We start from the raw sequence: 15,375 nt of genomic DNA on the forward strand, positions 1-15,375 counted from the left end.
CCATGTCGGACTCCAGGTCCTCCTACACCCGCCGGAACGTCCTCCGCGGCGCGCTCTTCACGGCGGCCGCAGTGCCCTTCGGCCTCACCCTCGCCTCGTGCGCCACCGGCGGTGGCGGCGGTGACGACGAGACGACCGGTGGCGACGAGAGCAGTGCTCCCGCCGACGCCGACAACCCCTTCGGCATCGAAGAGGGATCCACCGTCGAGACCGTGATCTTCAACGGCGGCTACGGCGTCGACTACGTCGAGTTCGCCACCGCGATCTTCAACGAGATGTGGGGCGGCGAGGCCACGGTCGAGCCCACCACCGAGATCACCGCCGCGCTGCAGCCCCGCTTCGTCGCGGGCGAGCCGCCGGACCTGATCGACAACTCGGGCGCCCAGGCGATGGGCTTCGGGGCGATCCTGCCCCAGCTCGAGGACCTCACCGACGTCGTGGACGCCCCCAACCTCGAGGGCACCACGATCCGGGACACGCTGATCGCCCCCAATGTGCTGGACTCGGGGATGTACGACGGCAAGCTCGCCGCCATCAACTACGTCCTCACGGTCTACGCCGTCTGGTACTCGAAGAGCCTCTTCGACGCCAACGGCTGGACCGCCCCGACCACCTGGGCCGAGGCGCTCGAGCTCGGTGCCGCAGCTCAGGAGCAGGGCAAGTTCCTGTTCGCGTGGGGCAAGGAGGCCGCGACCTACTACCAGACCCTGGCCATCGACTCCGCCATCAAGCAGGGTGGCGACGAGGTCCGGCTCGCCCTCGAGAACCTCGAGGAGGGCTGCTGGTCCAAGCCCGCGGTCCAGTCCGTGTTCACGGCGATGAAGGAGATCGTCGACGCCGGTTACGTCAAGCCTGGCGGTTCCGGCACGTTCTTCACCGACGCGCAGGCCCAGTGGTCGCTGGACCAGGACGCGCTCCTGTACCCCTCGGGCTCGTGGATCGAGAACGAGATGAAGGACAACACCGCGGACGACTTCCAGATGATGGGCGTCCCGACCTTCGTCGTCGACGACAGCTCCGCGCTCCCGGCGACGGCGCTGCACTCCGAGGCCGGCGAGCCGTTCATCGTGCCGAGCGACGGCGCGAACGTGGCCGGTGGCAAGGAGGTGCTCCGGATCATGCTGTCGAACGAGGCGGCCACCAACTTCGCCAAGACGAAGCTGGCACCCACGGTCATCAAGGACACCGTCCCCGAGGACGGGTTCGGTTCGACCGCGCTGGTGTCCCAGGTCGAGATGCTCGGCGCCGCCGGGTCGGACACGTTCACCCACAAGTTCGTGGGGCTGTACGGGCTCAACCAGGCTCAGCTCGTCGTCTGGAACTCGTTCCTCGACGGCTCGAAGACCGTCGAGGCGCTCACCAGCGACCTCCAGGCGATCACCGACGAGGCTCGCAACACCCAGGAAGTCATCCCGGTCTCGTGACCGCACCCGTCACCGGCCCCGGCGTGTCCGGGCTCCGTTCAGGAGCCCGGGCACGCCGCAAGGCGCGTTGGACCTTCGACAACATCAGCTTCTTCCTGGTGTTTCTCGGGCTGCCGCTGGCGTTGTTCCTGCTGCTGGTGATCTGGCCGTTCATCCAGGCCGTGTTCTACTCGTTCACCGACTGGGGTGGGTTCACCCAGGAGTTCGACATCATCGGGCTCGCGAACTACGAGCGACTGCTCAACGACGCGACGTTCAAGACCGCGCTCGGCAACAACATCAAGCTCGCGATCGTCGTGCCGCTCGTGGTCATCGTGGTCGCGATGATCTTCGCGACGCTCGTCACCGTGGGCGGTCGTGGGATCGGTCAGACGGTCGGGGTCAGGAACTCCGGCTTCTACCGCGTGGTCTCGTTCTTCCCGTACGTCATCCCGGCCGTCGTCTCGGGCGTCATCTTCTCGAAGGTGTTCGACCCCTCGAACGGCCTGCTCAACGGCCTGCTGCCGGAGTTCCTGCGGCAGAACTGGCTCGGCCAGGTGAGCACGGCGCTGCCGGCGTCGATGTTCGTGATCATCTGGGGCGCCGTCGGCTTCTACATGCTGCTGTTCATCGCAGCGATCAAGGCCATCCCGGCCGAGACGTTCGAGGCCTCTCGGCTGGACGGGGCCGGCCGGCTGCGCACGATGTGGTCGATCACGCTGCCGAGCATCCGGGAGAACATCCAGACCGCGTGGATCTACCTCGGGATCGCAGCCCTGGACGCGTTCGTGTACATGCACGTGCTCAACAACTCGGGCGGGCCCGACAACACCACGCTCGTGATGCCGCAGTACCTGTTCCGGCTCGCCTTCAGCCAGAACCAGTTCGGCTACGCGAGCGCGGTCGGTGTGGCGATGGCGGTGGTGACGCTGGTCTTCGCCGGCGTGGTCTTCACCATCAACCGCCTCACCGGTGGAACGACGAGGAGCAACTGATGTCCGCAGTGCAGACCGACCTCCGCCGCCGCCGCGGCGGGCGGGACGACCTCGGGGTCACCATCTCCTCGCACGTGGTGCTGGGTGTGTGGTCGATCATCGTCGTGCTGCCGCTCGTCTGGGTGTTCATGTCGGCGTTCAAGTCGAACCGCGAGATCATCTCCGGCTCGCCGCTCTCGCTGCCCTCGGCGTGGGGCATCGAGAACTTCGTGGCCGCGTGGGTCGACGAGAAGCTGGGCCGCGCGCTGCTCAACACCACGATCGTGGTGCTGTGCGCGCTGGTGCTCGTCATGCTGCTCGGCGCCATGTGCGCCTACGTGCTGGCGCGTTTCGACTTCTTCGGACGCCGCGCGATCTACTACATGATGCTCGCCGGGCTGACGTTCCCGGTGTTCCTGGCGATCGTGCCGCTGTTCTTCGTGCTGCAGAGCATCGGTGTGCTGAACACGCTGCCAGGGCTGATCATCACGTACGTCGCGTTCGCGCTGCCGTTCACCGTGTTCTTCCTCTTCGCGTTCTTCCAGGGGCTCCCCGGTGAGATCTCCGAGGCGGCCTCGATCGACGGCGCGGGCAAGTGGCGCACGTTCTTCCAGGTGATGCTGCCGATGGCCACGAGCGGCATGGCCTCGGTCGCGATCTTCAACTTCCTGGGCCTGTGGAACCAGTACCTGCTGCCGGTGGCGCTGAACACCAAGCGCGACAACTGGGTGCTGTCGCAGGCGGTCGCCTCCTTCGTGTCCGGCGCCGGTTACCAGTCGCAGTACGGGCTGCTGTTCGCCGGGGTGGTCATCACGATCGTGCCGGTGCTGGTCGCCTACATCTTCTTCCAGCGTCAGCTGCAGGGGTCGGTCACGCAGGGGACCAACAAGTAGCACCACGCCGACGGCGCCGCTCTCCTCTCGGGGCGAGCGGCGCCGTCGTCGTCTCACACGTCGCGTCGGTCCGGGGGACACCGGGCTCGAGGTCCGGCCGGCGCACGCTGAGCCGGACCGCGACAGGGTCGGCCGTGCCGGGACTAGCCTGGCGCCATGACGAACCACCACGAGCCGCCCACCTCGCCCGCCGCCCGCGCCGACACCCTGCGCGCGCTGCACGCGGCCCCCGAGATCCTGCGCGTGGTCAACGTCTGGGACGTCGTCTCGGCGAAGGCGGTCCTCGAGCTGCCGCAGACGAGGGCGCTGGCCACGGCCGGCCACTCGATCGCGGCGAGCTTCGGCTACCCGGACGGCACCATCCCGCTCGAGGTCACGCTCGACATGGTGGGCCGCATCGTCGAGGCGGCCGGCTCCGTACCGGTGTCGGCCGATCTCGACAACGGGTACGACGACCCGGGGGAGACCACCCGCCGCGCGATCGGCGTCGGCATCGTCGGCGCCAACATCGAGGACCGGTTGCTGCCGCTCGCCGAGGCCGTCGCGCGCGTCGAGGCGGTCGTCGCGGCAGCGGAGGCGGAGGGCGTGCCGTTCGCGCTCAACGCCCGCACGGATGCCTTCGTCCGCGCACCCGAGCGACCCGCGTCCGAGTCCGTCGCCGACGCGATCGAGCGCGGCCGCGCCTATCTCGCGGCCGGTGCCGACATCGTCTTCGTCCCGGGCGTCCTCGACGCCGACGTGACCCGCAGGCTCGTCGAGGGGATCGGGGAGCGGAAGGTCAGCGTGATCGGGGTTCCCGGTGCACTGACCGCAGCCGAGTACGAGGCGCTCGGGATCGCCCGGATCTCCTACGGCCCGTTGACGCAGCGTGTCGCGCTGACCGCGCTGCAGGACGTCGCGGCGAGCCTGTACGCCGACGGCGTGATCCCGTCGTCGACCCGTGCGCTGAACTGACGCCTGTCGTGCTCGGTCCCGAGCTGGTCGCCGAGCTGCGCGAGGCGCTGCTCGCCCGGCGCCGCGACGCCGAACGCCGGCTGGCGGCGCTCGGCGGGCACTTCCGGGACATCGTCGACGCCTCCGCGAACTCCAACGCTGACGACGAGCACGACCCCGAGGGCGCGACGATCGCGTTCGAGCGCTCACAGGTCGACGCCCTCGCGCGCGACGCGCGGCAGGATCTCGAGGACGTCGCCGCCGCGCTCGTGCGCCTCGGCGACGGCCGGTACGGCACGTGCGAGGTGTGCGGCGGGCAGATCGCGGTCGAGCGGCTGCAGGTCAGGCCCACGGCGCGCACGTGCGTCGCCTGCGCCGCGCGTCGCTGAGTGCGCCTGCGGCCACGCACCTCGCGGTTGCGGGATCGTCCAGGATGTCGGGCTATGCTGCTTCGAGTTGGAGGGGAGTACCCCACAAGCGGTGGTGTCGTCATCACGGTCCTGTGACGAATCAGGCTCGGTGCCATCGGCCGAAGACCCTCGGGGTCCGCGGTGGGGGAGACCTCCGGTGATTGTGCTCTCGACACCGGAGGTTGTCTTTCATGGATGTGCCCTTGTGGCTGTGGATCATCACGGTCGGACTGATCGTCGTGATGCTGACCGTCGACTTCGTCGGCCACGTCCGCACCCCCCACGCCCCCTCGATCAAGGAAGCCGGCATCTGGTCGGCCGTGTACGTCGGGATCGCCGTCGTCTTCGGCGCCCTGGTCTGGTTCCTGTGGGACCACACGCACGGCGTGGCCTACTTCTCGGGCTACCTGCTGGAGAAGTCGCTGAGCCTGGACAACCTGTTCGTGTTCGTGCTGATCCTGGCCAGCTTCCGGGTGCCGCGCGAGTACCAGCAGAAGGTGCTGCTGATCGGCATCACGATCGCGCTGGTCATGCGCACCGTGTTCATCATCCTCGGCGTCGCGATCGTCGAGAACTTCTCCTGGGTGTTCTGGATCTTCGGCGCGTTCCTGCTCTACACCGCGTGGACACAGCTGCGACACGAGGAGAGTGACGAGGAGGACGTCAAGGAGAACCTCGCGCTGCGGGCCGTCCGCCGGATCTTCGCGACCACCGACAGCTATGAGGGCGACAAGATGGTCGTCCGCCGCGGCGGACGCCTGCTCCTGACACCGATGCTCGTGGTGATGATCGCGATCGGCAGCGCCGACCTGCTGTTCGCCGTGGACTCCATCCCCGCGATCTTCGGGGTCACCGAACAGCTCAGCGGCGCCTCCCAGGTCTACATCATCTTCGCCGCCAACGCGTTCTCGCTGCTGGGCCTGCGGCAGCTGTTCTTCCTGGTCGACGGGCTGCTCGACCGCCTCGTGTACCTCAACTACGGGCTGGCGGCGATCCTCGCGTTCATCGGGGTCAAGCTCGTCATCCACGCGATGCACACCAACGAGCTGTCCTGGATCAACGGCGGTGAGCACATCGAGGTGATCCCGGAGATCCCGGCACTGGTCTCGCTCGCGTTCATCATCGTGGCGCTGGCGATCACGGCGATCACCTCGCTGACGATCGGGGCCAGGCGTCACCCCCGCCCCGCCGTGGCGGAGGCCGCGTCCGAGGTCGCCGCCACGCACGAGCCCGGCGACCGCGACCAGCCCGCCGACCACGACCAGGCCGCCGCTCAGGACGAGCCGCACCGCCGCCCGTAGCCGAGCGAGGCCGTCAGGCCACCGACGCGCGGCTCACCAGCCGCGGGCGCGCCACTCCTCGAGCGCCGGGCGCTCGGCGCCCAAGGTCGTGCTGTCCCCGTGGCCGGGGTGGACGGCGGTCTCGTCCGGGTAGAGCGCGAAGAGTCGCGCCTCGACGTCGTCGAGCAGCGAGGTGAAGTCGCCCGGTGAGCCGGTCCTGCCGACGCCGCCGGGAAACAGCGAGTCGCCCGTCAGCAGCAGGGTGCCCGACCCGGTGCGCGCAGCGAGCGCCACCGAGCCCGGGGTGTGCCCGCGCAGCGCGATCACGTCGAGGTTGTGCGCGCCGAGCGCGATGGTGTCGCCGTGCACCAGCCGTCGGTCGACGGGGCTCGGCAGCGCGTCGGCGTCCTCGGAGCCCGCCAGCACCTGCGCGCCGGTGGCCGCGACCACGGCCGGGAGGGCGCGGTGGTGGTCCCAGTGCTGGTGGGTGGTGAGCACGGCGCTCAGCCCGCCGTCACCGTGCGCACGCACGAGCGCGAGGAGCGCCTCGGCGTCGTCGGCCGCGTCGACGAGCAGCTGCGCGCCGGTGGCGGGATCGGTCAGCAGGTAGGCGTTGTTGTCCTGGTCCGAGACGTTGAGCTTGTGCACCTCCAGCTCGGGGTCGCCGATCGCGAGCGCGGGTCCGTGGGGGTCGACATGGGCTGGTCCGGCCATGGGCGCCAGGCTACGGCCGCGCACCCGGCGGTGTGACGGAACCAACGATGATGCTGTGCGCGAACACACGCCGCGACACGCCGTCGAACGGATGTGCGAGGTCGGTGAGGCGACTTACCATGGCGAGGTGTCAGATTCTCTCGTCGTTCGTGGTGCCCGCGAGCACAACCTCCAGAACGTCAGCATCGAGCTCCCTCGAGACCAGCTGATCGTCTTCACCGGTCTGTCCGGCTCCGGCAAGTCGTCCCTCGCGTTCGACACGATCTTCGCCGAGGGGCAGCGCCGCTACGTGGAGTCGCTCAGCTCCTACGCGCGCCAGTTCCTCGGCCAGATGGACAAGCCCGATGTCGACTTCATCGAGGGCCTCTCGCCCGCGGTCTCGATCGACCAGAAGTCGACCAACCGCAACCCGCGGTCCACGGTCGGCACGATCACCGAGGTCTACGACTACCTGCGGCTGCTGTTCGCCCGGGCGGGCACCCAGCACTGCCCTGTGTGCGGCGAGCGGGTCACGGCGCAGACCCCGCAGCAGATCGTCGACCGCATCCGCGAGCTGCCCGAGCGGACCCGCTTCCAGGTGCTCGCGCCCGTGGTGCGCGGCCGCAAGGGCGAGTACTCCGAGCTGTTCCGCGACCTGCAGAGCCGCGGCTTCGCGCGTGCCCGGGTGGACGGCGAGGTCATCCAGCTGAGCGAGCCGCCCACGCTGGAGAAGAAGCTCAAGCACGACATCGAGGTCGTCGTCGACCGCCTCGTGGTGCGCGAGGGCATCAAGCAGCGCCTCACCGACTCGGTCGAGACCGCCCTCGGCCTGGCCGAGGGGCTCGTGGTCATCGAGCTGGTCGACGCCGATGCCGACGACCCCGAGCGCGAGCGCCGGTTCTCGGAGAAGCGCGCCTGCCCGAACGACCACACGCTCACGCTGGAGGAGGTCGAGCCGCGCACCTTCTCCTTCAACGCGCCCTACGGCGCGTGCCCCGAGTGCACCGGCATCGGCACGCGGCTCGAGGTCGACCCCGAGCTGGTGATCCAGGACGAGGACCTGTCGATCGCCGAGGGCGCCATCGCCCCGTGGGCGCAGGGCAGCAACCAGTACTTCGACCGGATCCTCGTGGCGCTGGGCGAGGAGCTCAACTTCTCCGTCGAGGTCCCGTGGCGTGCGCTGCCGCAGCGTGCGAAGGACGCGATCCTGCACGGCAAGGACCACAAGGTGCACGTCAAGTACCGCAACCGGTGGGGGCGCGAGCGCGCCTACACGACCGGTTTCGAGGGCGTCATCTCCTTCCTCGAGCGGCGTCACGCCGAGACCGACTCGGACTCCTCGCGGGAGAAGTACGAGGGCTACATGCGCGAGGTGCCCTGCCCCGTGTGTCGCGGCGCCCGGCTCAAGCCCGAGGTGCTCGCGGTCACGGTCGGCGGGATGTCGATCGCCGACGTGTGCTCGATGCCGATCTCCGGCGCGAAGGCTGCGCTCGAGGCGCTCGAGCTCGGCACCCGCGAGGCCGCGATCGCCGGCATGGTGCTCAAGGAGATTCACGCGCGGCTGGGGTTCCTGCTCGACGTCGGGCTCGACTACCTGTCGCTGTCCCGGCCCGCGGGCACGCTGTCGGGCGGCGAGGCGCAGCGCATCCGGCTCGCCACCCAGATCGGGTCCGGACTCGTCGGGGTGCTCTACGTGCTCGACGAGCCGAGCATCGGCCTGCACCAGCGCGACAACCGCCGCCTGATCGAGACGCTGACCCGGCTGCGCGACCTCGGCAACACGCTGATCGTCGTCGAGCACGACGAGGACACGATCCGCACCGCGGACTGGGTCGTCGACATCGGCCCGGGCGCCGGCGAGCTCGGCGGCCACATCGTGCATTCCGGTGACTACCAGGGGCTGCTCCAGGCGAAGGGGTCGCTGACCGGTGACTACCTCTCGGGCCGCCGCTCCATCCCGCTGCCCGCGGAGCGGCGCGAGCCCGCGCCGGACCGGTGGATCACGGTCGAGGGCGCCCGGGAGCACAACCTGCAGGACGTCACGGTCTCCTTCCCGCTCGGCTGCTTCGTCGCCGTCTCCGGGGTGTCCGGCTCGGGCAAGTCGACCCTGGTCAACGCGATCCTCTACAACGTGCTCGCGAACGAGCTGAACGGTGCGCGGCACGTGCCCGGTCGGCACAAGAGGGTGCACGGCCTGGAGCAGCTCGACAAGGTCGTCCACGTCGACCAGAGCCCGATCGGGCGCACGCCGCGCTCCAACCCGGCCACCTACACCGGCGTCTGGGACCACATGCGGAAGCTGTTCGCGCAGGCGCCCGAGGCGAAGGTGCGCGGCTACGGACCGGGGCGGTTCTCGTTCAACGTCAAGGGAGGCCGCTGCGAGGCCTGCTCGGGTGACGGCACGATCAAGATCGAGATGAACTTCCTGCCGGACGTGTACGTGCCGTGCGAGGTCTGCCAGGGCGCGCGCTACAACCGCGAGACGCTCGAGGTGCACTTCAAGGGCAAGACGGTCGCCGACGTGCTCGACATGCCGATCTCGGAGGCCGCGGAGTTCTTCGCCGCGGTGCCCGCGATCTCGCGGCACCTGAGCACGCTCGTCGAGGTCGGTCTGGGTTACGTGCGGCTCGGGCAGCCGGCTCCCACGCTCTCGGGTGGGGAGGCCCAGCGCGTCAAGCTGGCCAGCGAGCTGCAGAAGCGGTCCACCGGGCGCACGGTGTACGTGCTCGACGAGCCGACCACGGGTCTGCACTTCGAGGACATCCGCAAGCTGACCGGCGTGCTGCAGGGCCTGGTCGACAAGGGCAACACGGTCATCGTGATCGAGCACAACCTCGACGTCATCAAGAACGCCGACTGGATCATCGACATGGGGCCCGAGGGCGGCGACAAGGGCGGCACCGTGGTGGCAGAGGGCCCGCCGGAGCACGTCGCGTCGGTGGCCGCGAGCCACACCGGCCGGTTCATCGCGGAGATCCTGGAGCCCGGTCAGACGGCACCGACCAAGCAGGTCACCGAGGTCGCGGCGCTGGCACGCCCCAAGGCACGCTCGGCCCGCCGCGCCACCCGGGTGGCGAAGACCAAGGCCGCGCGCAGCGCCTGAGGTCTCCTCGCGCGGCGGCCCCGGCCGAGGGTCTGGGCCGGGCCGCCCGTGATCGCTAGCGGGGCGTGACGACCTCGGTGGTGAGCGGTGCGAGCCGCACGGGGAAGTTCACCGAGCGGGCGATGAAGCAGTGCGCGTGCGCGTCGAGGTGGATCTTCTCGATCACCGACTCCTCGACGTCGCCCTGCACGGTCAGCCGCGGGTGCAGGGTGACCTCGACGAACTGGCCCGCACCGGCCGACTCGACCCGCATGGTGCCGGTGGCCCGGTCGCTGTAGCCCACCACGACCACGCCTGCGCGCGCGGCCATGTGCAGCGCCCAGAGCATGTGGCACTGCGACAGCGACGCGACGAACAGGTCCTCGGGGCTGTGCCGCGAGGCGTCGCCGCGGAACGCCGGGTCGGCGGACCCGAGCAGCTGCGGCTTCCCCTCGATCGCGACCTCGTGGTCGCGGCTGTAGGAGGTGTAGCTCGCGGTCCCGTCGGACCCGGCCCCGGTCCAGGTGACGTTGACGGTGAAGTCGTGCAGCGCGCCCATGCATGGCTCCTTCCTCGTGCCTACTGGCACCGTAGCCGAGGCCGGCGTTGTCGGTCGGGCGAACTACCCTGGCCTGCATGGCGGATCCTCGTACCTATCGTCCGAAGGCGAGCGAGATCCCTACCCAGCCGGGCGTCTACCGGTTCCGCGACCCGCACGGTCGGGTGATCTACGTCGGCAAGGCGATCTCGCTGCGGCAGCGGCTCTCGTCCTACTTCGCCGACCTCGGAACGCTGCACCCACGCACCCGGCAGATGGTCACCACCGCGGCGGGTGTCGAGTGGACCGTGGTGAGCACCGAGGTCGAGGCGCTGCAGCTGGAGTACGCCTGGATCAAGGAGTTCGACCCCCGGTTCAACGTCAAGTACCGCGACGACAAGTCCTACCCGTTCCTGGCCGTCACCATGGGCGAGGAGTTCCCGCGGGTGCAGGTGATGCGCGGCAAGAAGCGCAAGGGGACGCGGTACTTCGGGCCGTACTCGCACGCGTGGGCCATCCGGGAGACCGTGGACCTGCTGCTGCGGGTGTTCCCGATCCGCTCCTGCTCGGCCGGGGTGTTCAAGCGTGCCGCCCAGAGCGGCCGGCCGTGTCTGCTCGGGTACATCGACAAGTGCAGCGCACCCTGTGTCGGGCGCATCGACCCCGAGGCGCACCGCGACCTCGCCGAGGACTTCTGCGCCTTCATGGCCGGGGACAGCGCCACCTACGTGCGGCGCCTCGAGGGCGAGATGAGAACGGCGGCGTCCGAGCTGGAGTTCGAGCGCGCCGCCCGGCTGCGCGACGACCTCGGCGCGCTGCGCAAGGTGCTGGACCGGAACGCCGTCGTGCTGCCCGAGCGCACCGATGCCGACATCTTCGCGATGGCCACCGACGAGCTCGAGGCGTCGGTCCAGGTGTTCCACGTCCGCGGTGGCCGGATCCGGGGCCAGCGCGGCTGGGTGACCGAGCGCGTCGAGGAGCTCAGCGACGGCGAGATGGTCGACCGGTTGCTGCTGCAGGTCTACGGCGACGCCGAGGCCGGGGACACCGACACGATCCCGCGCGAGGTGATCGTCCCGACCCTGCCTGACGACGTCGCCGACCTGGAGGCGCTGCTGAGCTCGGTCCGTGGCTCCCGCGTGGGCATCCGCATCGCGCAGCGCGGCGACAAGCGCGCCCTGGCCGAGACCGTGCACCGCAACGCCGAGCAGGCGCTCGCGCTCCACAAGACCAGGCGTGCGGGTGACCTCACGGCACGCTCGCTCGCGCTGGCCGAGCTGCAGGAACAGCTCGGGCTCTCGGAGTCGCCGCTGCGCATCGAGTGCTACGACATCTCGCACACCGGCGGCACCGAGCAGGTGGCGTCGATGGTCGTGTTCGAGGACGGGCTGCCCCGCAAGGGCGAGTACCGCCACTTCGTCGTGCGCGGCGAGAGCGGCGAGGGTGCCCGTGACGACACCGAGGCGATGTACGAGGTCCTCACGCGCCGGTTCCGCCGCTATCTCGTGGACGCCTCCGGGTCTCCCGATGAGACCGAGACCGAGCCGGAGCTCTCCGGGGCGGTCGTGCCCACCGAGGAGGAGCCGGGGCGGCGCCCCAAGCGGTTCGCGTACCCGCCCAACCTCGTGGTGGTCGACGGCGGGGCTCCCCAGGTCGCGGCGGCCCAGCGGGCCCTGGCGGACCTGGGCGTGGTCGACGTCGCGATCGTCGGGCTCGCGAAGCGGCTGGAGGAGGTCTGGCTGCCGGGGGAGGAGTTCCCGCTGGTGCTGCCGCGCACCTCCGAAGGGCTGTACCTGCTGCAGCGGGTGCGCGACGAGGCGCACAGGTTCGCGATCGCGCACCACCGCAAGCGCCGCGCGAAGCGGATGACGCGGTCCGAGCTCGAGGGCGTCCCCGGCCTCGGTCCCACGCGCCAGAGCGCGCTGCTGCGGGCCTTCGGGTCGGTGCGCAACCTCCGTGCCGCCAGCGTGGAGGAGATCGCGGCGGTCCCCGGCATCGGACCCAAGATGGCCGGCACGGTGGTCGAGGCGTTGTCTGCGGGCCAGCGCCGGGGACGAGATCCCGGGGCAGCCAGCGCGGATGTCGTGACATCCTCGACGCATGACTGACGCATCGCCCACGGACGAACCCGACGACGAGGCGCCGGCCACGGTGCCCGCAGGCATACCGCTGCTCGAGGAGCAGACCAAGGTGCCGGTCGGCGAGCGACCGGAGGTGATCATCGTCACCGGCATGTCGGGCGCGGGTCGCACGCGTGCCGCGGCGGTGCTCGAGGACCTCGACTGGTACGTCGTGGACAACCTGCCGCCCAAGATGCTGCTGGCCCTCGCGGGCATGCTGGCGCCGGGGGACGGCGGCGGCGTGAAGCGGCTCGCCGTCGTGCTCGACGTCCGCAGCCGCGAGTTCTTCGCCGACCTGATGCAGGTGCTGGACGATCTGCGCGCCCAGCGGATCGACTACCGGATCGTGTTCCTGGACGCCTCGGACGAGACGCTCGTGCGCCGGTTCGAGCAGGTGCGCCGGCCGCACCCGCTGCAGGGGGACGGCCGGATGCTCGACGGCATCCACCGGGAGCGCACGCTGCTGGAGCACGTGCGCGACCGTGCCGACGTCACGATCGACACCAGCAACCTGTCGGTGCACGATCTCGCGCGCGCGGTCCGCGAGGTCGTCGCGGTCGAGAGCGACAAGGGGCTGCGGCTGACGGTCGTCAGCTTCGGTTTCAAGTACGGCCTGCCCCTGGACGCCGATCACGTCGTCGACGTCCGGTTCCTCTCCAACCCGTACTGGGTGACCGAGCTGCGGCACCTGACCGGCAAGGACGAACCGGTGCGCGACTACGTCCTCGGGCTGCCCGGCGCGCGGCCGTTCATCGAGCGGTACCTGGAGGCGCTGGAGCCGATCCTGCCGGGCTACGTGCAGGAGCAGAAGCCGTACGTGACGATCGCGATCGGTTGCACCGGCGGCAAGCACCGCTCGGTCGCGCTGACCGAGGCGCTGGCCGCCGGGCTGCGCGAGCGCGGGTACGGCGCGACCACCATCCACCGGGACCTGGGGCGCGAGTGAGCGGCAGGTCCGGTTCGCGGCGTCGTAGCCGCAGGTCCTCACCGCTGGGCGTGGTCGCGCTCGGGGGAGGACACGGGCTGTCCGCGACCCTGCAGGCGCTGCGGCACGTCACCACCGACGTCACCGCCGTGGTCACGGTCGCCGACGACGGCGGGTCCTCGGGGCGCCTCCGCTCCGAGATGGACGTGCTGCCGCCGGGGGACCTGCGGATGGCGATCTCCGCGCTCTGCGAGAGCTCGGAGTGGGGCGAGACGTGGCGCGACATCCTGCAGCACCGCTTCCACACCGACGGCGACCTCGACGGCCACGCGCTGGGCAACCTGCTGCTGGTGGCGACCTGGGAGCTGCTGGGCGACACGGTCGCCGGCCTCGACCTGATCGGGCGGCTCCTGGGCGCCACCGGGCGCGTGCTGCCGATGGCGACGACACCGCTCGCGATCGAGGCGGACGTGGTGCAGCGGGACCGGCCCGACGCCCCGCCGATGGTGATCCGCGGGCAGAGCCGCGTCGCGGTCACCTCCGGGACGGTCGAACGGATCCGGTTGCAGCCGGAGGACGCCGAGGCGTGCCCCGAGGCCGTGGCGGCGATCGAGGCCGCGGACTGGGTGATCCTCGGCCCCGGGTCGTGGTTCACCTCGGTGATGCCGCACCTGCTGCTGCCTGGGATCCGCGACGCGCTGCACCAGACCCCGGCCCGGGTGGCGCTGACGCTCAACCTCGCGCAGCAGCCGGGGGAGACGGCGGGATACTCTGCTGCCGACCACCTGCGCTCGCTGCGCCACTACGCACCGGACCTCGGTGTCGACGTCGTCGTGGCGGATCCCTCGGCGATCGAGGATCTGGACGACGTGCTCGAGTGCGCGTCGAAGCTGGGGGCGCGGGTGCTGCTGCGGCAGGTGGGCGTCGGTGACGGCACGCCGCGGCACGACCCGCTGCGCTTGGCAGCGGCGTATCGGGATGCGTTCGAGGGGATCTTGGGAGACGTGGGAGAGAGCACCAGGTGAATGGCAGGATGTCGCTCATGTCGTTGACCGCCGACGTGAAGGACGAGCTCGCCCGGTTGCGCGTCGACAAGGTGTCGGCACGCAAGGCCGAGGTCGCGGCGACGTTGCGGTTCGCCGGCGGTCTCCACATCATCTCGGGCCGGATCGTCATCGAGGCCGAGCTGGACACCGGCATCGCCGCACGCCGGCTCCGGCTCGCGATCGCCGAGGTCTACGGGCACTCGAGCGATGTCATCGTCGTCTCCGGAGGCGCGCTGCGGCGCGGCAACCGGTACGTGGTGCGCGTCGTCAAGGATGGCGAGGCGCTCGCGCGCCAGACCGGCCTGCTCGACTCCCGCGGCCGCCCGGTCCGGGGGCTGCCGCCGCAGGTGGTCTCGGCGAGCCTCAACGACGCCGTCGCCGCGTGGCGCGGTGCGTTCCTCGCGCACGGCTCCCTCACCGAGCCCGGGCGCTCGGCAGCGCTCGAGGTGACCTGCCCCGGCCCGGAGGCGGCCCTGGCGCTTGTCGGCGCGGCGCGCCGGCTCGGCATCGCCGCGAAGGCTCGCGAGGTCCGTGGCGTCGACCGCGTCGTGATCCGCGACGGCGACGCGATCAGCGCGATGCTCACCCGGATGGGCGCGCACGATGCCGTGCTCGCCTGGGAGGAGCGGCGGATGCGCCGCGAGGTGAGGGGCACGGCCAACCGCCTCGCGAACTTCGACGACGCCAACCTGCGGCGCTCGGCGCAGGCCGCGGTGGCGGCCGGTGCCCGCGTGCAGCGGGCGTTCGAGATCCTCGGCGACGAGGTGCCGGAGCACCTGCAGCAGGCGGGCCGGCTGCGGCTCGAGCACAAGCAGGCGAGTCTCGAGGAGCTCGGCCAGCTGGCGGACCCGCCGCTGACCAAGGACGCCGTCGCCGGCCGGATCCGGCGGCTTCTCGCCATGGCCGACAAGAAGGCCGAGGACGACGGGATCCCGGACACCGAAGCCAGCCTCACCCAGGAGATGCTCGACAGCCTCTGAGGCATCGGCCCGTGAGGTGTCTCACGGACGACGGTCCCGGGTGATCACCGGCCAAGGCGGTGTAACGTGAGGGCCGCCGATGACGCCGTGGGTGCTTG

The 15,375-nt window shown here is 70.5% G+C and carries 13 protein-coding genes; 11 read left to right on the forward strand and 2 right to left on the reverse strand.

Annotation, left to right across the window (positions count from 1 at the left end):
• Window positions 1-2 precede the first annotated feature (2 nt).
• The 6 genes from ngcE (at window position 3) to GPA04_RS02170 (ending at window position 5,914) form a co-directional block, all read left to right on the forward strand.
• Window positions 3-1,424 (forward strand): N-acetylglucosamine/diacetylchitobiose ABC transporter substrate-binding protein, encoded by a 1,422-nt coding sequence (gene ngcE, locus GPA04_RS02145; RefSeq protein ID WP_156221846.1) that lies wholly within the window; start codon window positions 3-5, stop codon window positions 1,422-1,424.
• Complete coding sequence (locus GPA04_RS02150; protein ID WP_156221848.1) at window positions 1,421-2,398, forward strand: carbohydrate ABC transporter permease; 978 nt, start codon at window positions 1,421-1,423, stop codon at window positions 2,396-2,398. The genes ngcE and GPA04_RS02150 overlap by 4 nt, the downstream gene beginning before the upstream one ends.
• Window positions 2,398-3,270, forward strand: a complete 873-nt coding sequence (locus GPA04_RS02155; RefSeq protein ID WP_156221850.1) for a carbohydrate ABC transporter permease — start codon at window positions 2,398-2,400, stop codon at window positions 3,268-3,270. Before GPA04_RS02150 ends, GPA04_RS02155 begins: the two co-directional genes overlap by 1 nt.
• 156 nt (window positions 3,271-3,426) lie before the next feature.
• On the forward strand, window positions 3,427-4,224 hold the full coding sequence (locus tag GPA04_RS02160) for an isocitrate lyase/PEP mutase family protein (RefSeq protein ID WP_156221852.1): 798 nt from the start codon (window positions 3,427-3,429) through the stop codon (window positions 4,222-4,224).
• An 8-nt stretch (window positions 4,225-4,232) separates the two neighbouring features.
• Window positions 4,233-4,592: a TraR/DksA family transcriptional regulator gene (locus GPA04_RS02165; protein WP_156221854.1), complete on the forward strand. Its 360-nt coding sequence runs from the start codon at window positions 4,233-4,235 to the stop codon at window positions 4,590-4,592.
• Between the two features lie 212 nt (window positions 4,593-4,804).
• A complete protein-coding gene (locus GPA04_RS02170) occupies window positions 4,805-5,914 on the forward strand; it encodes a TerC family protein (RefSeq protein WP_156221855.1) in 1,110 nt (369 codons plus the stop codon).
• 33 nt (window positions 5,915-5,947) lie between these two features.
• Here the strand turns inward: GPA04_RS02170 and GPA04_RS02175 are convergent, their stop codons facing one another.
• Window positions 5,948-6,607, reverse strand: a complete 660-nt coding sequence (locus GPA04_RS02175; RefSeq protein ID WP_156221857.1) for an MBL fold metallo-hydrolase — start codon at window positions 6,605-6,607, stop codon at window positions 5,948-5,950.
• Window positions 6,608-6,734: 127 nt separating this feature from the next.
• Between GPA04_RS02175 and uvrA the strand changes: the two genes are divergently transcribed.
• Entirely contained in the window at window positions 6,735-9,689 is a 2,955-nt protein-coding gene (uvrA, locus tag GPA04_RS02180; RefSeq protein ID WP_436277895.1) for an excinuclease ABC subunit UvrA, read from the forward strand.
• Window positions 9,690-9,744: 55 nt separating this feature from the next.
• Here the strand turns inward: uvrA and GPA04_RS02185 are convergent, their stop codons facing one another.
• Complete coding sequence (locus GPA04_RS02185) at window positions 9,745-10,227, reverse strand: OsmC family protein (protein ID WP_156221859.1); 483 nt, start codon at window positions 10,225-10,227, stop codon at window positions 9,745-9,747.
• 77 nt (window positions 10,228-10,304) lie between these two features.
• Here GPA04_RS02185 and uvrC point away from each other — a divergent pair, with 77 nt between their 5' ends.
• The 4 genes from uvrC to whiA are packed head-to-tail and all read left to right on the forward strand — an operon-like array spanning window position 10,305 to window position 15,277.
• Window positions 10,305-12,314 (forward strand): excinuclease ABC subunit UvrC, encoded by a 2,010-nt coding sequence (gene uvrC, locus GPA04_RS02190; RefSeq protein ID WP_156221861.1) that lies wholly within the window; start codon window positions 10,305-10,307, stop codon window positions 12,312-12,314.
• On the forward strand, window positions 12,307-13,272 hold the full coding sequence (gene rapZ, locus GPA04_RS02195) for an RNase adapter RapZ (RefSeq protein ID WP_156221863.1): 966 nt from the start codon (window positions 12,307-12,309) through the stop codon (window positions 13,270-13,272). The genes uvrC and rapZ overlap by 8 nt, the downstream gene beginning before the upstream one ends.
• Entirely contained in the window at window positions 13,269-14,276 is a 1,008-nt protein-coding gene (locus GPA04_RS02200) for a gluconeogenesis factor YvcK family protein (protein ID WP_241680536.1), read from the forward strand. Before rapZ ends, GPA04_RS02200 begins: the two co-directional genes overlap by 4 nt.
• 17 nt (window positions 14,277-14,293) lie before the next feature.
• Window positions 14,294-15,277, forward strand: a complete 984-nt coding sequence (whiA, locus tag GPA04_RS02205; RefSeq protein WP_156221866.1) for a DNA-binding protein WhiA — start codon at window positions 14,294-14,296, stop codon at window positions 15,275-15,277.
• Window positions 15,278-15,375: the final 98 nt, after the last annotated feature.

This window comes from Pseudactinotalea suaedae (assembly GCF_009733815.1).
GTDB classification, from domain to species: Bacteria; Actinomycetota; Actinomycetes; order Actinomycetales; family Beutenbergiaceae; genus Pseudactinotalea; species Pseudactinotalea suaedae.